This is a genomic window from Thermococcus litoralis DSM 5473 (genome assembly GCF_000246985.2).
GTDB lineage: Archaea > Methanobacteriota_B > Thermococci > Thermococcales > Thermococcaceae > Thermococcus_A > Thermococcus_A litoralis.
The window spans coordinates 941,987-960,489 of sequence record NC_022084.1 but is presented as its reverse complement, the minus strand read 5'-3'; the positions used below and the strand labels follow the sequence as shown (position 1 = coordinate 960,489).

Annotated in this window: 20 protein-coding genes and 1 pseudogene; 12 read left to right on the top strand and 9 right to left on the bottom strand. The window is 38.9% G+C overall.

Annotated features, from left to right (window positions below; genetic code table 11):
* Nucleotides 1-147 precede the first annotated feature (147 nt).
* The 7 genes from OCC_RS05175 to OCC_RS05145 all read left to right on the top strand — a co-directional run bounded on the left by OCC_RS05175 (nucleotide 148) and on the right by OCC_RS05145 (nucleotide 6,829).
* Nucleotides 148-384: a hypothetical protein gene (locus tag OCC_RS05175; RefSeq protein WP_004069928.1), complete on the top strand. Its 237-nt coding sequence runs from the start codon at nucleotides 148-150 to the stop codon at nucleotides 382-384.
* Between the two features lie 244 nt (nucleotides 385-628).
* A complete protein-coding gene (locus OCC_RS05170; protein ID WP_004069927.1) occupies nucleotides 629-889 on the top strand; it encodes a hypothetical protein in 261 nt (86 codons plus the stop codon).
* A gap of 166 nt (nucleotides 890-1,055) precedes the next feature.
* Entirely contained in the window at nucleotides 1,056-1,958 is a 903-nt protein-coding gene (locus OCC_RS05165; protein ID WP_004069926.1) for a hypothetical protein, read from the top strand.
* A 5-nt stretch (nucleotides 1,959-1,963) separates the two neighbouring features.
* A complete protein-coding gene (locus tag OCC_RS05160; RefSeq protein WP_004069925.1) occupies nucleotides 1,964-2,821 on the top strand; it encodes a helix-turn-helix transcriptional regulator in 858 nt (285 codons plus the stop codon).
* Nucleotides 2,822-2,905: 84 nt separating this feature from the next.
* A complete protein-coding gene (locus OCC_RS05155; RefSeq protein ID WP_004069924.1) occupies nucleotides 2,906-3,820 on the top strand; it encodes an ABC transporter ATP-binding protein in 915 nt (304 codons plus the stop codon).
* A complete protein-coding gene (locus OCC_RS05150; RefSeq protein WP_004069923.1) occupies nucleotides 3,821-4,846 on the top strand; it encodes an ABC transporter permease subunit in 1,026 nt (341 codons plus the stop codon).
* Nucleotides 4,847-4,852: 6 nt separating this feature from the next.
* Complete coding sequence (locus OCC_RS05145; protein ID WP_004069922.1) at nucleotides 4,853-6,829, top strand: COG1470 family protein; 1,977 nt, start codon at nucleotides 4,853-4,855, stop codon at nucleotides 6,827-6,829.
* Nucleotides 6,830-7,103: 274 nt separating this feature from the next.
* Here OCC_RS05145 and OCC_RS05135 read toward each other — a convergent pair whose 3' ends face one another.
* Both OCC_RS05135 and OCC_RS05130 read right to left on the bottom strand, forming a co-directional pair.
* Complete coding sequence (locus tag OCC_RS05135) at nucleotides 7,104-8,357, bottom strand: RNA-guided endonuclease TnpB family protein (RefSeq protein WP_020953676.1); 1,254 nt, start codon at nucleotides 8,355-8,357, stop codon at nucleotides 7,104-7,106.
* Entirely contained in the window at nucleotides 8,350-8,979 is a 630-nt protein-coding gene (locus tag OCC_RS05130; RefSeq protein ID WP_020953675.1) for an IS607 family transposase, read from the bottom strand. Before OCC_RS05130 ends, OCC_RS05135 begins: the two co-directional genes overlap by 8 nt.
* Before the next feature lie 137 nt (nucleotides 8,980-9,116).
* Here OCC_RS05130 and OCC_RS05125 point away from each other — a divergent pair, with 137 nt between their 5' ends.
* The 3 genes from OCC_RS05125 to OCC_RS12965 are packed head-to-tail and all read left to right on the top strand — an operon-like array spanning nucleotide 9,117 to nucleotide 9,642.
* Nucleotides 9,117-9,365 (top strand): hypothetical protein, encoded by a 249-nt coding sequence (locus OCC_RS05125; protein WP_004068151.1) that lies wholly within the window; start codon nucleotides 9,117-9,119, stop codon nucleotides 9,363-9,365.
* Nucleotides 9,366-9,379: 14 nt separating this feature from the next.
* On the top strand, nucleotides 9,380-9,520 hold the full coding sequence (locus OCC_RS12415; RefSeq protein ID WP_004068150.1) for a hypothetical protein: 141 nt from the start codon (nucleotides 9,380-9,382) through the stop codon (nucleotides 9,518-9,520).
* The gene (locus tag OCC_RS12965) at nucleotides 9,511-9,642 is read left to right on the top strand and encodes a hypothetical protein (protein WP_004068149.1); all 132 of its coding nucleotides are present in this window, start codon (nucleotides 9,511-9,513) and stop codon (nucleotides 9,640-9,642) included. Before OCC_RS12415 ends, OCC_RS12965 begins: the two co-directional genes overlap by 10 nt.
* Before the next feature lie 169 nt (nucleotides 9,643-9,811).
* On the opposite strand, the gene OCC_RS05120 is transcribed toward OCC_RS12965, so the two are convergent.
* Both OCC_RS05120 and OCC_RS05115 read right to left on the bottom strand, forming a co-directional pair.
* On the bottom strand, nucleotides 9,812-10,192 hold the full coding sequence (locus tag OCC_RS05120) for a DUF2283 domain-containing protein (protein WP_004068148.1): 381 nt from the start codon (nucleotides 10,190-10,192) through the stop codon (nucleotides 9,812-9,814).
* Nucleotides 10,176-10,454, bottom strand: a complete 279-nt coding sequence (locus tag OCC_RS05115) for a DUF4258 domain-containing protein (RefSeq protein ID WP_143592323.1) — start codon at nucleotides 10,452-10,454, stop codon at nucleotides 10,176-10,178. The genes OCC_RS05120 and OCC_RS05115 overlap by 17 nt, the downstream gene beginning before the upstream one ends.
* A 436-nt stretch (nucleotides 10,455-10,890) precedes the next feature.
* Between OCC_RS05115 and OCC_RS05110 the strand changes: the two genes are divergently transcribed.
* Nucleotides 10,891-11,163 (top strand): UPF0175 family protein, encoded by a 273-nt coding sequence (locus OCC_RS05110; protein WP_004068146.1) that lies wholly within the window; start codon nucleotides 10,891-10,893, stop codon nucleotides 11,161-11,163.
* The gene (locus OCC_RS05105) at nucleotides 11,154-11,627 is read left to right on the top strand and encodes a hypothetical protein (RefSeq protein WP_004068145.1); all 474 of its coding nucleotides are present in this window, start codon (nucleotides 11,154-11,156) and stop codon (nucleotides 11,625-11,627) included. Before OCC_RS05110 ends, OCC_RS05105 begins: the two co-directional genes overlap by 10 nt.
* Nucleotides 11,628-11,661: 34 nt before the next feature.
* Here OCC_RS05105 and OCC_RS05100 read toward each other — a convergent pair whose 3' ends face one another.
* From OCC_RS05100 to OCC_RS05080, 5 genes and pseudogenes are all read right to left on the bottom strand, one after another.
* Nucleotides 11,662-15,411 (bottom strand): hypothetical protein, encoded by a 3,750-nt coding sequence (locus OCC_RS05100; protein ID WP_004068144.1) that lies wholly within the window; start codon nucleotides 15,409-15,411, stop codon nucleotides 11,662-11,664.
* Entirely contained in the window at nucleotides 15,377-16,432 is a 1,056-nt protein-coding gene (locus OCC_RS05095; RefSeq protein ID WP_004068143.1) for a P-loop NTPase family protein, read from the bottom strand. The genes OCC_RS05100 and OCC_RS05095 overlap by 35 nt, the downstream gene beginning before the upstream one ends.
* Nucleotides 16,393-17,031, bottom strand: coding sequence for a glycosyltransferase (locus tag OCC_RS05090; protein WP_020953672.1), 639 nt, complete (start codon nucleotides 17,029-17,031; stop codon nucleotides 16,393-16,395). Before OCC_RS05090 ends, OCC_RS05095 begins: the two co-directional genes overlap by 40 nt.
* Before the next feature lie 196 nt (nucleotides 17,032-17,227).
* Nucleotides 17,228-17,566 (bottom strand): glycosyltransferase, encoded by a 339-nt coding sequence (locus OCC_RS05085; RefSeq protein ID WP_020953671.1) that lies wholly within the window; start codon nucleotides 17,564-17,566, stop codon nucleotides 17,228-17,230.
* Nucleotides 17,563-18,493: pseudogene (locus OCC_RS05080) on the bottom strand (glycosyltransferase family 2 protein). Before OCC_RS05080 ends, OCC_RS05085 begins: the two are co-directional and overlap by 4 nt.
* Nucleotides 18,494-18,503 lie beyond the last annotated feature (10 nt).

The following is an 18,503-nucleotide window of genomic DNA, read 5'->3' as shown; positions in this document are numbered from 1 at the left end:
GAATCCCTGCATCTCTGCTATGTTTTATTCTCCTTCTCCTGTTGGATATCAATATCGGTTTCAAGGCTCTTTACTCTCTGCCTTTGATAGGGATTGGAGGGAGTATAATCCTCTGGTTTTTGGGAAAGGACTCTGGAGGTGTACCCTATGAGTCGGGATAAAACCTGGTTCTCCTTCTTACTAATGTTCAGGCTCGTCTTTCGATTCATCTCAGCTATGGATATTCTTGGAATAGTGCTCTTTTACAACGCTCCCCTTCTCATGAAGCTACCCCTGCCGAGGTTCACCATTCCCGGCTACATCCTCCTCATGGGTGCTCTGGAAGTTTATCTCATAATGATACTGCGGAAGGGAGTCTTTCCTCTGACCTCCTCCCCGCCCTGAAGGGCGAGGCTTTCAAAAGAAAAAAGTAAAACTTCTCTTTGCTTATTTCATTGTAGCACTCCTTTTTGAGTTGCCTTATGCCGCTTTAAGCGGAACTTCATTGGGATTAACACTCTTCGTTCTTCCTTGGTATTTGAGTGCACTGGTTGGGTTTATACTGGTTTTAAAAATGAAAACTTGAAACGGGAAGTTTCAATCGAGTTCCTAAAAAATCCTTGTGCTGATTATATTATCGGTGAAGGTGGTGGTAGATAAAAAGATACGAGAGGAAGTGTTGCCAATAAAAGGATACCTGCTTCAAGAACAGAAGCTCATAGGTTTATATGTGAAAGGAACTCTGTTAAAAATTGAACAACAAAAAATCCCTCAATGGTTGAACAAAGAGATTCTGAAGGGTAAATTTAGGGGCGTAGTAAAGTTGGAGGTTCTTAACAATCGTGCAGTATTTTACCTTGTTGATTTGTCTTCTAATCAAAGATGGACCATCTTGGAAACGGAATCATGACAATTTGAGAGTTTTGGTTCCTTCAAAATGTCTATAAGTTCATTTTTTATTTGAGTCGCCACATTTTGTGATTTTTAGGGGATTGTATAAAAAATGGAACGCCATGAAACGGTAATTTGTATAGAGTTCTTTTTAAAGTTAAATAACTAAGTACCTGGGGGTAACTATGCGGAGGAGAATAATGCTCATTTTTGGGTTAATGCTCCTTGTTCTTGTTGGGGTTAGTTTAATATTTGATGACTTTGGACATCACGAAACATCCGAAACTTCAATTGAACATATGTCAAAAGTTTTGATTGATCAGCTTGAAACTTTGAATACCCTCGTGTCTCAAAACGGCCCGCTTTTAAGCCCTGAAGAAATAAGAGATTATCAAGTAGCTGAACATTTTCACGAGGAAGCCTTAAAAATGTATGAGCTTGGGGATTACAACAACTCGATTAGGTATTCTCTTAAAGCGATGGAGTACTATAAAAAAATTCTGGAAAAAAGAACTTTTCAAGAACAAGAAGAGCCCCTGCATGTTGATGTGGTGAGGCTCAGGGATATTATAAACAGAGATACGTTGTATTTTTTGTCTGTTAAAAATGTAATTCAAATTGGAAAGGAAAGTGGAATTGATGTGAGTAAACTGGAAGCCCTGTATAATGAGACAGTAAAAGCCTACACAATAGTTCTTGAGGATATTGAATTTGAACGTTGGGAAAAACTCTCTGAAGACTGGCAGTATGCTGTGGAAAAAAGAATACAACTCGATAATGAGTTAAGAAAGACTTTAGACGAGCTATTAAAAGCCAGAGCAGAGGACTTTGTCCCTTTGGTTCTTGAAAGATACTCACAACTTCTGGAAATTGGAAACAAAACAATTCAGGAAGCCAAAAGACGGGGACTAGATACTTCTCGGGCGGAATATCTATTCAACCTGGCAAATACGTCATATTTAAAAATTAAAGAGCTTGCAGCAGAGAAAAGATGGGAAGAAGCAGTTGAAGCTATTAAGAGAAATCAGGCATTGTTCTTTGAAATGAGAAGAGAAATAATAACACTGCTAAAATCTATGGAGGGATGAACTCTATGAAAGGTAGGGGGATTCTTATTGCCTTTATTTTTCTTCTGTTGTCTTCACCTTTTGTAGTCGCTCAGTCTCAAATTTCAGAATTAACCTTTGTAGTGTATAGGGATGGGTATGTAGGGGTTTCGTTAAGCGTTTCTACAAACGATACTTATGTTTTTATTCCTCTCTTTGGTGAGCACTGGGAGAATTTGGCAGTTATAGGGGATAACGATGTTTTAACTTATGAAACGATGGACGGAGGGATTTTAGTTTCCACTTTCAACTCCTCCCTCGTTTATATCTCATATTACACTTCTGATTTGACTTATAAATCGGGGCCAGTGTGGACATTTAACGTGAGTACAAATGTGCCTTTTAAGGTAGTTCTGCCTGAAGATGCCGTTATTGTGGAACTAAGCGAAATCCCTCTAAATATTGAGGAAAACACCCTCCTTATGTCTGAAGGCAACCACACCATCTCTTACATCCTGACCAACGTATACAAAAACTCCAATTCCCAAGAATCCTCATCTTACATTTTATACATTGTTTTGTTAGCTGCATTAGTTGCTTCGGTTGTTCTTGTCCTTATGTTTCGAGAAAGACGGCGTAAAAGAGGATCTTATATGGAAACGATTGACATCTCCCAATATGTGGAGAAATACAATCTTAAACGTGAAGAAGAGGAAGTGATTCGCTATCTTATTGAGAATGGAGGAGTTGCAAAGCAATCAGAGATAAGAAAGGCTCTTAAACTTCCAAAAACTACTATGTGGAGGTTATCAAATAGGCTTGAGAGACAAGGCTTGGTAAAAATTTTCAAAAACGAAAGAGGAGAAAATGTCCTCCAGCTTCTTCTAATGGAAAATACTAAATGAAACCTTCTGAAACGTCCCGTTTCATCCCGTTTCATTCGGGTTCCTTAAGTATCTTTGTTTTTTGCTCTTATACGGTGATGGCTAATGTATGTGATAGAAACCGACAAACTGACAAAGATATATGGGGAACTTGTAGCCGTTGACCATATAGACCTCAAGGTCAGGGAGGGTAGGATATATGGATTTTTAGGTCCGAATGGTGCAGGAAAAACAACGACAATATCGATGCTGGTTGGATTAGTTGCTCCCACAAGTGGAAAAGCTTTTATCAAGGGCATAGATGTTCAGGAAAACCCTATAGAAGTAAAGAGAATTATTGGATATCTGCCGGCAGAGAATGGACTCTATCCTCATATGACTGCACTGGAAAATCTGCTGTTCTTTGCAAAGTTCTACAAAATTCCGAAGAACGAAGCAGAAAAAAGGGCAAATGAACTCCTAGACCTTGTAGGACTTAAAGAAGCCAAAAACAAAAGAGTGGGGGAATATTCAACAGGTATGAAACAAAGGGCAGCTTTGGCTCAAGCTCTCATAAACGATCCAGAAATCCTTTTTCTGGATGAACCCACTAGCGGTCTAGACCCGAGGGGAGCACATGAGATGAGAGAACTCATAAAAGAACTTAAAAAAGAAGGAAGAACAATATTCTTTTCCTCCCACATTTTGCCTGAAGTTGATGAGCTCAGTGATGACATAGGGATAATAGTGAGCGGAAAGCTCGTAGCACAGGGGAGTAAGGAAGAACTAAAGCAAATGATTCTGAAGGACAACATTAGGATTCTTGTTGAGACAGAAGAACCTTTGCCAGATCTTGGGAATTTTGGGATTGTAAAGCCGTTAAGGGAGAATAAAGCCATAATATACACAAAAGATGACTGCAGAAAGGAACTTCTCCACTTCTTGCTTTCTTTGGGACTTCATGTGGTTGATATCCATCTGATCGAGCCAACACTCGAAGAAATATTCATGAAAGTTGCATATGGAGAGGAGGTGATTTGAATGCTTACCGTGATTGCTGAAAAAGAGTTTAAGGACAATGTAACAAGCAAGAGGTTTCTGATACTTTTTGGCACTCTTCTGCTTTTGAGCCTAATTTCGCTGTGGGTTGGATACAATTCGTATCAAGAGAGGCTCGAAAGCTATGTTCAAGGACTAGCACAGTTTGAGGCAGGAATATTCATTATCTTTAGGCAGTTTCAGACAAACATCATCCTAATAGGGGCAATCCTTGGAATAGCACTTGGGTTTGATGCAATAACCAAGGAGAAAGAGCAGGGGACGTTAAAAGTTCTACTGAGTCATCCAGTTTACAAGGACCAAGTCATACTCGGGAAGTTTTTGGGAGGAGCGCTAACCTTAGGAGTGGCTGTTGTTGTAATAACCTTGACCTCCCTTGGCATGCTCTGGGGACTGGGCGCAAATATAAGCGGTGAGGATCTACTCAGAGTGCTACTCTTCATGGCGTTTTCTTACATCTACCTGCTGCTTTTCCTTGGAATCGGAATTGCATTTTCAGCATTTTCGAAAACCAGCGCTAATTCACTAATGTACTCTTTAGTGCTGTTCCTGGTGTTCATGATAATAATTCCATCAGTTTCCTCTCTAATTGCAGAGCAGATGGCGGGAGACGCTCCAAGTGCGCCACAAGTCTCGAGGGAAGATAATCCTCAAGCATGGCAAATTTATGCTCAGGAACTCTCAGAATGGCAACAAAAGCGCTTTGGCATTGAGAGGACTATAAACAGTATTTCACCGTATCATAACTTCCAGGAAATTGGAAACTACATTCTCAATCCCTATGCAAGTAGTGAAGGAGGCGTTTTTGAAAGAATAAGGCAAATTGCAAGAAATCCTGAACTGGCAAAACAGCTTGTACAACAGGGCGGCGCTCAGCTGGAAATAGAGAGATACAGCATTGGTGAAAGCTTGTCTTTTGCTAAGAACAACATAGTCCTCCTCGTGATACCCTTAATCCTGAGCTTTGTAGCAGGTTATCTTGGCTTTATGAGAACAGATGTGAGGTGATGAAGAATGAAGGACAAAGCAAAAGGACAAAAGCTTGGATTGAAACTCTACTCTCTCTTTTTAATCTTCATGCTTTCAAGTACAGCAGTTGCGTCTCAAACACTCGACGTGTACCTTCATATAGGTGGTAGTGTTACCGTAGACGGAATTCCAGTAGAAGTCGAAGATATCTCTACCAACGGAAAAGTTGTATTCCTAAACATAAACGGGACTACATATGGTCTGGAATTTGGAGAGAGTGTCAATTATTCCCACATAACGGTTTATGCTGGAAGCATAGATTTGACGGAAAAAGAGGTGCACTTAATCTTTGAGAATGTGAGCGGCTTAGAAAGCAGCGACAGCGACATAGAAATCAGTGCTCAATATCCAAGCAAAATCGTAAACCCCGGAGAGGAAACAAAGTTCACAATAACCATAACAAACAATGGAGGAGATGGAGAGTTTTCTTTGGGGTACACTTCATCTGGAGATTTAGAGGCATACTATATGGCTGAAGGAGCAAAGATAACGAGAGTTTACCTGGAACACGGTCAAAGTGCAACATTGACTTTTGTAGTAAAGGCGCCAGAAGAGGAAGGAACATTTGAAGTTTATCCTATAATTGGAGACACCTCTATTAAATTGGAATTAACTGTCACAAAAGAGGACTCATATGAGGTTTATCCCCAATACCTAGCACAAGAAGTTGAAGCCGGGGAAAGTGCTACCTTTCCACTTACGATAAAAAGCAACACAGATTTGCAGATAAGCCTTAAAGTGCAGACTCCACAAGACTGGGAGGCATATTTCACGAGTGACGGCAAAAGGGTAAGTGAACTCTACATTCCTGCAGGGACTTCAATGCAGGTAGCATTAGTTGTGGAAGTGCCTTCATCTACTCCAATCGGAGAATATCCCGTAAAAGCAAAAATCGGAGAAAAAGAAATTACATTCACGGTGGGGGTGTATGAGACCCACGCAGGCGAAGAGGGTAAGGTGCTTTTAACACTAGTAGACTCTTCAGATGGTAGCTACGTTTCGGGAGCTCTTGTTGAAGCTTTAGATTCTACAGGAGAAGTTGTTTCAAAAGCTTATAGCACTCCAAATGGAGAAGTTCAATTGAGTCTTCCAGAGGGGGTTTATACACTAAGGATAAGCAAGGGAGGGTATGAGACAAAAGAAATAGAAGATGTGGAAGTGGAAGCAGGAAAATCCAACGATCTGGGAATAGAGCAGTTAGAAAGGCTTACGCACTATTTTGAAGTTGAAGTGCCGGAATCGTCAAAAAGCGCAACGTTGGGGGAGGATATAGTATATGAGATCCGTATGGAGAACTTGGGCACTGAAGATGATTCATTCAGGCTGATTGTTGATGGACTTCCGGACACTTGGGCATATCGGATAGTAGAGAGTCCGGATTCAAAGACGGGTGTAAGTCAAGTCACAATTTCATCAGGAAGTGAGAAAACAATTTACTTGATAATAATCCCTCCAAACAATGCAGAACTCGGCGAATATAACTTTACCCTCAACATAAAATCCGTGGGAAGTGGAGAGCAGAAAAGTATCCCACTTGAGACTAGCCTCGTTGGAAGCTATGACATGAGCATTACCATGACTAAATACAGCTATGATGCAAAGCTTGGAGAAACTATAACTATCTCGGCTTATGTTTACAACACTGGAACTAGTCCACTAACTAATGTTGTACTCGATGTGAGCGTTCCTGAGGGGTGGATTTATACTGTGGAGCCAGAAAAAGTCACTTCTATCGATGCAGAGGGATATCAAGAATTTAAAATATCCATTACAGTGCCTCAGAACATAGATGCTGGGGATTATAAAATTACCTTGACTGCTACAAGTGATCAGCTGACAGATGAAGAAGAACTTAGAATTACTGTGAAGTCAAGCAGTACATCTACATACATGGGCTTGGGAGTGACAGTACTTGCATTAGTTCTTCTTGGAGTTATTCTAAAGAAGTATGGTAGAAAATGAGGCATTGCCATCTCCTTTTAATTTTGAGAACCTTATCAAAGAACGGTGAGCCCTTTGAAGAAAAACTCTCCATAAGTGCAATTTTCTTGCCTTTTTGATGGTATTTACAATAGCGGTTGGGTACAAGTGGATTCCGCTTTTTGTTTTTTCTTTGATCCTTGTTATCTCTGGATATGGGATTGTAAGCCCTAAGGTGATCTCAATCTTTACTTTTGGCTTAGTCTTAAATGCCCCCAACGCTTCATTCGTATCGGGGTCTGTCCGTCGTGAGCTTTTATGAGTGAGCGTGAGTAAACCTCCGCCCATTCAAATCAACTCTCACGACGGACTTGGGCCTCATCACGCTCAGCTCCCCTCCGGGTTCATCGGAGAGCAAATCATCACGCTCAGCCCCGCTCAGGGCGACCCCAAGTCCCCGCATGAAAACGTTGAAAGCACCAACAAACTGCCTATCAGCCCCAAAACCACAATTAAAACACTCCACCAGCCCGTTTCGGGACTCCAACTTACTCCCACACACCGGGCAGGTGGATGAAGTATAAGCAGGATTAACAAACTCAATCGGAACACGGTAAGAAAGCTTTCCAACGATTTTCTTCCAAGTGGCACGGGAAAGCTTCCTGTTGAACTTCCTCGAACCATTCTGGAGCATTTTGAACTTGTCCAAATCCTCGAAGACGAAAACAGCATCGGGAAACTCCCTCGAAAGCTGGACTGCAAGCTTGTTCAGGTAATCCTCAATCCTGTTTCTCCTCCTAGTCCAGTATTTTTTAAGGAGAACTCCAATCCTCTTTGGAGCTTTCCGCTGAACGCTTTTTAGCATATCAATAATTCTGTCGTAAGTCTCGGCAATCCTGTGTAGCTCGCTCAAGTCTACTCTAATCCAGCCCTTTTCAGGGTGAAAGATGTCGAGGCTCGTAAGGTTGCTGTCAATGCTGATTTTGATTCTTCCAGAGAACTCGACTTCCTTTGAGAAGGTTAGTAGGACATCGTCCTCCCTGATTATCAGCTCACCAACATTCCAGTCCTTAACCCTCTCATAGAACCACTCCTTCGAGAAGTCCAGCTCAAGGTATTCTTCCCTCGGCTTGATGGTTACCCTTATCTTCGAGCCTTTAACCTTCATTAGTGTTGTTTTAACTCGGATAAACTTTCTCTTAACGACTGGCTTTGCTCTTCTTCGCTTCCCCTTGAGGTAGTTCTTCCTCCAGCTTTTGAGGATTGAATAAGCGGTCTTTATTGCAGAATCAACGTAGTGCTTGGCGAAAGGCCACTCTCGGAGGAGTTCGTCCCTCAGTTCTCGCTTGAACTCATTAGACTGCGGAAAATAAGGGATTAGGCGGGTTGTCGTGTAGTAGCGATAATTTTTTCTTCCGAGAGAATATCTATGCTTAACTCTCTTCTCTCTCCAAGTTGTATTTTCCCATATTTCATCAATTGCCCTCTGGAGTAGTTTCTGGTATTCCTTGAGGAAGGGATTAACGTTCCAGTCGTGTTGCATTCTGTATGTTAGAACGACTTTAGTCATTCTCGACCTCCTCGATTAGTTTTTTCACGCTTTCCTTGAGCTTTTTGTATTTGTGGGAGCGCATTCCGTAGAGTTTCCCAGCGAAGTGCGAGATTATTGTTATCAAATCTTCAATGAGTTCTTCTCGTGGAGATTTTTCTTTCTCGTTGATTACTATTATCTCTGCACCGTTCTCCTTGAAGAAGAATTCGAGAGTTTTGAAACCGAAACGAGTGAGCCTGTCTGGATAAGTGATGATGACTTTTGAGACTTCTCCATTTGTCACGAGTTCGAGGAGTTTGCAGTAGTTCTTCCTGTTCTCGTTCAATCCTGAGCCAATGTCTTTGAGTATTTGGACTTGCCAGCCTCGTTCTTTTGCGTATTGGTCTATTGCTTTGACTTGTCTTTCTAAGTCGTCTTTTTGTGTGTGGCTTGATACCCTTGCGTAGCCGAGTATTAGGCCTTTCTCTTCGTTTATGCCGAGGAGTCTTTTTATTTCGCTTTCTGGTATTCTCCTCCTTCCGCCGGGTGTTCTAATGGTTTTGATTTTCCCTTCTCTGTCCCATTTTTGGATTGTCTTTGGGTGGACGCCGAGTATTTCACTCGCCTTCTTCACCGTGTAAAGCTTCTCTTTCACTACCATACACTCACAATTATTCACAAAAAGTTTTAAGGCTTTCGTTTAGAGAGAACAGTTAAGCAAGGCAACAATAACAGAAATTGGGAATTTTTTAGGGTAAGTTTTTTGTTCTTTGTATTCAATATTCCTTGGTGATCTGAATGTCCTCGGAGGTTACAAGAGAGCTGATTTTCGGTGTTATGCTGGTTATTGTTATTGGGTTTGCCATAATTGGGTATGGGATATTGCAGCTTCTTCTCCACTCGGTAGCAACTCATGCAGTGCCGCCAGCAGAAAAATTCAGGAATCTTCTGGCTATTTACCTCGTTTCAGTTTTGTTTATTATAATAATGGAGCTACTGAGTTCTTCTCAACCTAATGAGGAAAAATTTCAAAAGAAGACCCAATAATTTACCTTTTTCTTTTGGAAGCCTTCGCCATTCACGGCAGGGAGGAGATCAGCAGAGAAGAGTTAATTAAAGAATTCCATAAAAGGGGAATCCCCATTAGGAAGCTGAGCAAGGAAGACGCCATGGCAGAGGTGGAGGCACTGGAGTGTTTGTGATTGATAATACAGTGGTATCAAACTTTGCTAAGGTTGGAAAGCTCGAATTATTAAAAGATGTTCTAGGAGATTCTATAATAACGAAGGAAGTTCTGGAAGAATTCAACCTTGACTTGCAGTGACAAAAAATAGAAAGATGATTTAGATGCAAGAAATACTGCGTATCTTTCAGGAGTTAAAGTTTTTGACACAATTTGTAAACTTGAGTTAGCTCTTTAAAAACGGTCTTCAGGATCAAATTTGACTAAGTTTTAAAAGCTTTCGTTTTGGATGTAAAAATTGAAGACAAGTCTAGACACTAATTGAAGCGATGGTTGCAGGAAGGCCGACGTTTGCCATTTCCAATATTCTTGAGCGCTTCCGTTCCTTCTTTCTTTGCACTACAACTATTGAAACCATCATTTCAACCCTATCCTCGCTAATCTTAATCTCCGCGTAGAGTCTCTTGATGTTTCTGAGCAAATGTTTGTCTAACCCAAACTTTTTGGAAGCTTCGAGTATCTCAAAGCCAATGACGTCTAACTTGTCTTTACCTGAAAGCCGACCGAAATCCAGAATAACATCGTCTCCAAGCATAACAGAATGTTCATACTCACCCTCCGGTATCCTTACAAAGAGTGAATCAACTACGGGATCATAATCCACAGGCTTAAACTCAACTTTCTCTTTCATATTCTCTCACCTTCGTTCTCCTCCTAGCGGGTTGCGGAAATACCGTCACCACAATTAATCTTAATTTACTCTTAATATGCTTTGCATCCACTATTATCACTAAATCCTTATCTCCAGTATAGGTATAATACAGCTTAAACCTCTCTTTGGGCTCTTGCTGAAGCACGCCTCTAAGGCTCTTAGGATCATAAAGCAAACTCTTTACCAAATCCTTTGAAATTTTCCTACGCTGAAGACGATACTCGCAATGAGGAGTAAACACCACCTCTGAAATACTTTTGGATCTTAATAGAGCCACGAACTTAGTGAAATCCATGTTCCTTCAAAATATTATATCCAAACCAGGCATTTAAATATTACGCTCACTTGTCGAGATATCTTAGCTTTTCTAGGAAGATTAATGGGGATGTGTTAAAGACTATCCTCACTTCTTAGCTCCTCCAGGAGCCTTTTCGAGAAGGTCTCAAACTTTCAGATAATAAGCGGCAATAGTTGAATTATCTGGGAGAGCAGACCATTCATAAAGCAAATAGAAAGTACAAGGAAATAAGATCAGATAACGGGCACCCTCCCTACTGGGAGTGCACCCTCATTATAACATTTAAGCCTCATGTATAAAAATATTCCGCTGAAGGGCAAGGCTTTCAAAAGAAAAAAGTTAATATACTTAGAACTCATTAAATTCAAACGGTGAGAGAATGGAAGAGCTTTGGATGATAAGCGAGTTCGAAAAGATTGCTGCACTTAATCCAGATCGGATAATAAAGCTCCTAAAAAAAGATAAGGAGTTATTTTGGGAAATCATAGTTAGTGCTTACCTCGACAGAAAGATCAGCCTGGGAAAAGCAGCAGAACTTTTTGGGGTTACCAGAGAAGAGTTAATTAAAGAATTCCATAAAAGGGGAATCCCCATTAGGAAGCTGAGCAAGGAAGACGCCATGGCAGAGGTGGAGGCACTGGAGTGTTTGTGATTGATAATACAGTGGTATCAAACTTTGCTAAGGTTGGAAAGCTCGAATTATTAAAAGATGTTCTAGGAGATTCTATAATAACGAAGGAAGTTCTGGAAGAATTCAACCTCGGACTCAAAAGAGGGATTTTGCCAAAGGTTGAACTTCCTTTTAAAGTCGTAGAACTCGAAAATGAGGAAATTAGACTTTACGAAAAACTTCGGGTGAGCTTAGGGAAAGGAGAAGCCTCCTGCATCGCAGTGGCAAAAAATAGAAAGGGAATATTTCTTAGTGATGATTCAGATGCCAGAAAGGCTGCGTATCTTTTAGGAGTTAAAGTTTCTGGCACAATTAGTGTTCTAGCATTGAGCGTCAAAACTGGCATTCTAACACTGGAAGAGGCGGATAGAATTCTAAGAGAGATGGTTAAAAATGGCTTTTACGCCCCAATAGAGAGTTTAGGAGAAGTCCTGAAAGGGCGATAGTTTCAGCCTAATATCAGATCGGAATTTATACTGATTACATAAATAACTTCCTTAAGTTCTTGAAGCGGATTCTTTGCTTTAATTTATCCAGGAATTTCTTAGCTTTTCTTTCCAATCTCTTGGCCCATTTGTCTCCTTTTTCTCTCCTCCAGTCGTAGAAGATGTAGAATACGCTGAGGATGAAGGTTGTTAAGGATATTATTAATCCCCTTTCGAACCAGTCCTGCGGGGTGTATCTCAAGACTATTTCAAGGTTTCCGGTCTGGTTGATCCAGAAGCCGTTGATGACCCCATATACGGGAACTGGGGAGACTTTTTCCACGAGTTTGCCGTTCTTGTAAACTCTTGCTTCCCACAGCGGATCATAGGATTCGGCGAAAGTTAAGAAGAAGGGCTTTGTTGCGTTGACTTTGACCTTCCAGAGGGTTGGGTTAATCTTTGTGTAGTTTTGGACTGTGGCGGGAGTTTCATTTGTTTGGAAGAGCTCTTCGAGTGTTTCGTTTTTATCCGTTGAGTAGAGCCAGACCACGTCCAAGAGGGCGTCCTTTGATGTAGGTGTTATTTCTAATTTGTATTCTCCATTTCTCAAGTAGAACAGTGGGGTATATTCAAATGTTGAATTGTTTACAGTTAAAACATACTTATAGTCTCCTATGGATATATTAAATGTACCGTTGCCCTTTAATGCAAGTCTGTAGGTACTGTTCTTCACTATCTCCACGTTTTGCCATGCTTTTCCCTTCTGGTTGAATTTTATGGCCTCTCCGTTACTTGCGTTGAAGTCTTTTATAATCTCGACGTTTTCCCTGTATAAATCGGATTCTGCTTCGAATAGATATATTATAGTCTTGTTCTGCAATAGTTCTATAGCCTCTTTTCTTGCTTTATTGTACTCGTTTTCAGGTATCAACGCAAATAGATTAACCGCGTTAAATCCTCTAACGTTCTCAAGGACTATCTTGTGTTCTCCTTTTTCAAGATTGAATGTTCCCAGATCTTCCCAAACGAATTTGTTAAGCTGGTCTTTGGTTCTGATGTATATTGGAGTTCCATCTAAATAAACCCTTATTGCGCCGCCCTTCTGGTTCTTAAAGTAGCGGATAATTAAGTGATAATTCTGGCTTTCTTTTATATCTATCCTTCCAATAAGTTTGGTTCTTGGGAGAGATCCAGTAATATTATATATCCAAATGTCATCAAATAGTGCATAACCACATCTATCTGTGGTTGTATTGTAAACCCATCCTGCATTCAAGACTAATTTAATCTTAGTAATGTTCTCTGGTACTTGCAATATTCTTATATGGCTCTTCCAAGGAGTAAATCCATCTGTTCCGGGTGGCGCAAATTCGAGATATTCCCATTTGTGTGTTATATTGGAATAACCTGCTATAGCGACATGAACTCTTTGTAGATTATACACTTTTGTTGCTGTATGTACTAATAGCACTTCCCCAGGAGTAACATTTATCTCTGGACTTGAAACATATGACCATCTCTTTTTGTTGGTGCATGTGCTTATGTTGAGGCTATAATTTCCACTAATGGCATCTGTGGAGAGAGACAAGGTATATACTCCGGTTTTTCTCTGGGCATATTCTTTAGGACTCTCAAAATCCATCCTTAGTACTTCATATCTCTCTTTAAACTGCGACATGTTAAATGAGTTGGGTATAAAGTATGTGGTGTCTGAATAAGCAATTTTCTCAACCCCATATGCTATTTTCTTCCATCCTTGGCTACTGAAGCTCAGAGGGGATATAAAAGTACTATTAGCAACACAAGTAAAGATGTTTATTGGTTTAGATTCACGTAATAGAATTATATTTGACATTGATAAAAGTTTTAGTGGGTGCTGATATGTGTGGGGGAAACATACAAAATTTACAGATTGGGGAGGAATATTGAAGAGACTATGTTCTGACAGTAAAGATACCCTGCCTACATTGATTCTGTTAGTTACGTTGTTTGTGGGAATTTTAAAGAGAGTGAAATCCTTAGTGTTCAACACAGGGACTATCAATTTGGAACGATTTAACTGTAACAAAAAGGATGTCATCTTCTTAGCTGCTGTTGCATAGTCGGTGTTTAAATATCTGGAACTAAAGTCTTTTTGGAGAAGAATATACTTAAATCCAAACTTTATAAGCATATTTATAAATGCAACGCTGTTATTGGAGATAATATATGAATATAGGTAATCAAGGAAAATTTTATCTTGTTCTGATGAAGCATATCTAATTGTGGTATATACGGGCTTGGAACTTACAAAGGCATATGCAATAGATTTTGCATTTGGATGATTTATGCGTCCAGAGATGTTATATGAATACTCTCTGTATAATGAAAATGGCATAATTAACAAACTTCCTTCCAAGGTTAAGTTTCCCAATTTGTCATATTCTGTCCCCCGAAGTGTAATTCGATCTTGAGGAGGTATTATATCACCATTAAAGAAAGGATATCCAATTGCATAAATACAAATCATGAAAAGCATGAATAGAGAAAGAACTCTCTTTGAAGTGAGAGCAACACGTGAGAGTAATTCACTGAAAGAAAATACAAGTAGTATCCCAAACAATATCACGTATAGACTAATGAAACGATCGTAGGGGTGTCTAAAGAATGCCGGATTCAGCTTAAGGAGCGACTTTCCAATATACTGCATGGGGGGGGCCATTCCCTTCATCACAATAACCAGCAGAGTCCAGATGGATATTATTGCCAAATATGCACTTATTTTTCTTTTTTCTGCCATTTTAAACGTCAGCAACGGCAACATAATAATTATTACAAACAATAAAATCAAAACAGAGGGAATGCCATGGAGATATGATTCAACCCACACGTATGGATACCCATCTTCGTAAGTACTATAAAGGAGATGATTGCCCATCAGTCTAAAAATATTTATAACAGTTGTAAACTTTGAGGAATACTTTAACATGTCCTCCGGAGTTGCGGATGAAAGAGAAATAGCATATTGGTACGTATGAGTCAGGGAAAAATAGAGAGGTAGAAGTATCCACATTATTTGAAACGTGAACATCGCAATAAACGTGACTAAATGTCTGAACGTTTTAAATGGATGTTCTTGAGAGAGAACATTGTAAACAATACCCAAGATGGCCCACAGTGAGTAAAGCAATAAGAACCCAACCACTGAAAATCCCGAGGCAAGAGGGGTGAAGAATAACAAAGCTGATATAAGTATATATTTCATATGCTTTGTCTCGAGGTATCTAATAAATATATATCCCAAAAGTGGAGCACCAAACCAAAACCTCGACCAACTCATGTATCTCCAGAAGACCACACTAATTGTGTGAGGGTTTATGACATAAAATATAGACACCATCGCAGGAACTAAATATCTCTTTACTGTTATATCTTTACGGTTATATAATTCATAAATCTTCTTGAAGAACATGTAAGAAAAACTAAAACTCATGAATACGGTCAGGTAATAGATTATCATCTGAGAATATACGAGAGATCTCCAGCTATCAAAACCTATGAATTCTAATGTTCTTAATAGGCCAATTTGAAATGCATAAAAAGGTATTAAATTGAATTCTGCCATTGAGTATCCAAGGGAGTTCTGGTCCTTCCAAATATAAGTCACATCTGTGAGGCGCTTGGTTGGATTCAAGTAAAATGATGAATCAATCTGATGGATATAAAATAGTCCACCAAACCATTGCTCTATTGATAATGATAGTAACAAAAAGAGAATTATTAAAACCAAATCAGGATACTGAACCTTTAATTCCCTTTTTACCATTCCCATAGACCTCCTCTAATATTGAAACAAGCTTACTACGAGTTTCAGTATCTATCTTGGGCAATCTTATATGAATCATCTGGGTACCTTCAAGTGCGTTCTGAAGAATGCTATACATCCTAACTGCAGGATTAATTCTAAAAATGTTAGTTGCTATTCCGTAAAACTTGTTTACATGCCCCCATGTCTCTTCAGCTATTGTTTCGTTTACTAGGGCAGTGATTATATTATCAGACTCGGAGTTACAAACTTTCAAAGTATCTGACTTCTCAAGGTAACCTACGGTTGTCACTTTGCCACGTGTTCCCTTGGGGATATCAAACAATTCTTGGATATCATACTCGCCGATCCACCCAGTAGAGTAAAGAGGAATCTCGTAGGACACACTAAGGAAGTTCCTGAAAATATTAATACCTTTGTTAATAGTTTTAGTTAATATATCCCGAAGGATATTATCTTTTAAAGTAATATTCTTGAGATACTGGTTGTGATATGTGTAAACGTTAATTTTTCTGAAAATTGGGTATGCAGTCCCATTTTGGTCAACTACAACGATATCATCTCCCATGAACGCTAATGTCGGGTTCTTCATAAGGAGAGATAGTATAGTGGTTGTCTTTCCTACCCCCCCACTTCCTGCTAGGATCATTACAGACTTGGATGTAAGATCTTGGACTCCACCTCCATGTATTCGTGAAAAACCCTGCTCTAATAATGCTAAGAACATCAGTTTTTCAATTATAAATTTCGAGCTATATCCCCTATTGTGTATATAAATTGAAGATCCTTCTCTCACTATTTCTAATTTATATGGTCCTTCTGTGTATGAATATCTGTTCTTAGAAGAATATTTTTGAATATCCTTATCTGAGGGTATAAACTCAAGATAATATCTCGTCCCAATTTCTTCTGTGATTGCTTGATACACTTTCTGTAGTTCCTCGATATCACCTACTGTGGTCTTATAACTTGCTGGAAGCACTATCTTGAATATCCCGACCTTATATTCTTTGGTTTCCATTTTACTTTCCCTCCAAGGCTTGTTTTATATACCTTAAATGTCCTTTTTGCAACTGTTTCCCATTTCCACTCTTTGGCTTTTATCCTACATCTATGCCCACTTTTCAAGTATTTTTTCTGATTTGTGAGAATGTCAATTAATAATTTTCTAAAAGTACTAACATCGTTGATTACAAAAATACATTCCATACTTTTTTTGAAAAATGACAATTGTAACAGCTTATTGATGAGTACTGGTTTTCCCCGTGTTATTGCTTCTTTTACAACTATCGGATCGGCTTCTTGCTTCGATAAGAGAATGACTGCAATAGAATTGTCAATAAGTTTATATTTATGCTCCCCTAATACTTCACCAATATATTTAATTCTACCATCTACATTTAGCTGTCTAGAAATGGCATGTAACCGATTAAAGTATACCTTATCTTGGATGGGCCCAGCAATTATAAGATTAACTTCCTTGAGCTTAGAAACATATTTAATTATCTCCTCAATGTTCTTCACAGGGGATATCCTGCCAATGAATAAAATATATGGATGATATTTGCCAATATTATCATCCAGATTAAATCTTGGCAATTTATATGCATCATCTTCCACACCATTGGGGATTACCAAGATTTTTGTTTTTGATATTTTTGGGATTACTCTTTTTTTTCTTGTTCATTAAGTACAATTATATAGTCTGCTGCAAAATTTAATAGGAAACGCCCTAGAGTTAAATGATATGCTTTCTTAATAATCCGTTTAAATAGGGAAAATTCCTCCCACCATGGATTAAATCCACCGTGTAACGTCACAATAATTGCGGGGGTTTTTTATTTAGTATTTTCCTTTGTATTATAACTTTTAGAAATATTAACATGTGTGGAAATATATTGAAATTGTGTAAATGAACAATATCAAATTTTTCAATATCGCTGAATTTCCAGAACCTAGAATGCCTATATACTTTGACACCACTATTAAATACTTCAAACGTTGGGAGTATATTTCTCTCAGTTAGGTTGTCTCTTGAAGTGTGTATTTCTACATCTATTCCCAGTTTGTGAAGATATATAGCGAGATTAGCGCAATGGTTTTCTATTCCACCTTTAACTGGTAGAAAGTATTTTGTTATTAATGCAACTTTCATGTAATATCACCCTTCATTATTCCATCAATTATACCCTTTAGATATCTTCTCAATATGGTTATTCTTTTACTGATGGGTTCGTTTAGACCCAGTAGAATAATACCTAAATAATATATCGTTATAATAGGATTAAACACAATGAGAAATATTAGGAATTGGTGTAATCCGGAGTATTTCCTATGGAATAATATTCTATTGCGGCCCGTATAATAAGCTCTCATCTCATTATGCACATGGAAATATCTCCCTTTCTCCTTTATTTCCTTTCTAAAGGGAATATCGTGCCAAACCTTGGCCTTTGGAACAGTATAGATCTGATATCCAGCAAGCCAAGCCCGCTTACAAAAATCGGCTTCGTCATAATGTATTGGGAAATTTCTACTATCAAAGTATCCAATTTTGTTTATCACGTCTCTTCTCACCATGAAAGAGTTTGGAAAATCCTCTGAAGGAAATGGTTTAAGAAACTGCCCGTTATCTATTTCATCTCTTCCAATAAATTTGGTAATTGAAGTGTAGTAATTACGTTTTATGCCAGCGCACCATATTCTTTGAGGGTCCTTGTAATAGTACATAATGGGTCCCGCTATCCCAACGTCAGGATTATTTTCCAAAAAATTAACAAGTTCTGTTATGCACTTTTTATCAACAACGTTATCATCGTCAATTACAAAAACATAATCACCATTTGAATTCTTAATGCCTATGTTCCTACTTTCAGCAAGAAATTTTTCCTCTTTATTAAAAATAAACCTAACTTTGGGGGAACTCTTTCATCAAATCACTGTAATCTTCACCATCAGCATCAACTACAACAATAATTTCCATTTTATCTTTTGGATAGTCACTTTCAAGTAGGGAATTTAGCAATCTCCTCAACTTATCCTTTCGTTTGTAAGTAGGAATAATCACTGAAACCAATGGCATCTCTTTATTC

Coding starts and splice junctions, on each gene's coding strand:
- OCC_RS05155 (WP_004069924.1), top strand. CDS start 2,906: ATGTATGTGATAGAAACCGACAAACTGACAAAGATATATGGGGAACTT.
- OCC_RS05145 (WP_004069922.1), top strand. CDS start 4,853: ATGAAGGACAAAGCAAAAGGACAAAAGCTTGGATTGAAACTCTACTCT.
- OCC_RS05095 (WP_004068143.1), bottom strand. CDS start 16,432: ATGGAAACCAAAGAATATAAGGTCGGGATATTCAAGATAGTGCTTCCA.
- OCC_RS05110 (WP_004068146.1), top strand. CDS start 10,891: ATGGAAGAGCTTTGGATGATAAGCGAGTTCGAAAAGATTGCTGCACTT.
- OCC_RS05135 (WP_020953676.1), bottom strand. CDS start 8,357: ATGACTAAAGTCGTTCTAACATACAGAATGCAACACGACTGGAACGTT.
- OCC_RS05100 (WP_004068144.1), bottom strand. CDS start 15,411: ATGGTAAAAAGGGAATTAAAGGTTCAGTATCCTGATTTGGTTTTAATA.
- OCC_RS05120 (WP_004068148.1), bottom strand. CDS start 10,192: ATGAAAGAGAAAGTTGAGTTTAAGCCTGTGGATTATGATCCCGTAGTT.
- OCC_RS05175 (WP_004069928.1), top strand. CDS start 148: ATGAGTCGGGATAAAACCTGGTTCTCCTTCTTACTAATGTTCAGGCTC.
- OCC_RS05160 (WP_004069925.1), top strand. CDS start 1,964: ATGAAAGGTAGGGGGATTCTTATTGCCTTTATTTTTCTTCTGTTGTCT.
- OCC_RS05085 (WP_020953671.1), bottom strand. CDS start 17,566: ATGAAAGTTGCATTAATAACAAAATACTTTCTACCAGTTAAAGGTGGA.
- OCC_RS05150 (WP_004069923.1), top strand. CDS start 3,821: ATGCTTACCGTGATTGCTGAAAAAGAGTTTAAGGACAATGTAACAAGC.
- OCC_RS05130 (WP_020953675.1), bottom strand. CDS start 8,979: ATGGTAGTGAAAGAGAAGCTTTACACGGTGAAGAAGGCGAGTGAAATA.
- OCC_RS05165 (WP_004069926.1), top strand. CDS start 1,056: ATGCGGAGGAGAATAATGCTCATTTTTGGGTTAATGCTCCTTGTTCTT.
- OCC_RS05125 (WP_004068151.1), top strand. CDS start 9,117: ATGTCCTCGGAGGTTACAAGAGAGCTGATTTTCGGTGTTATGCTGGTT.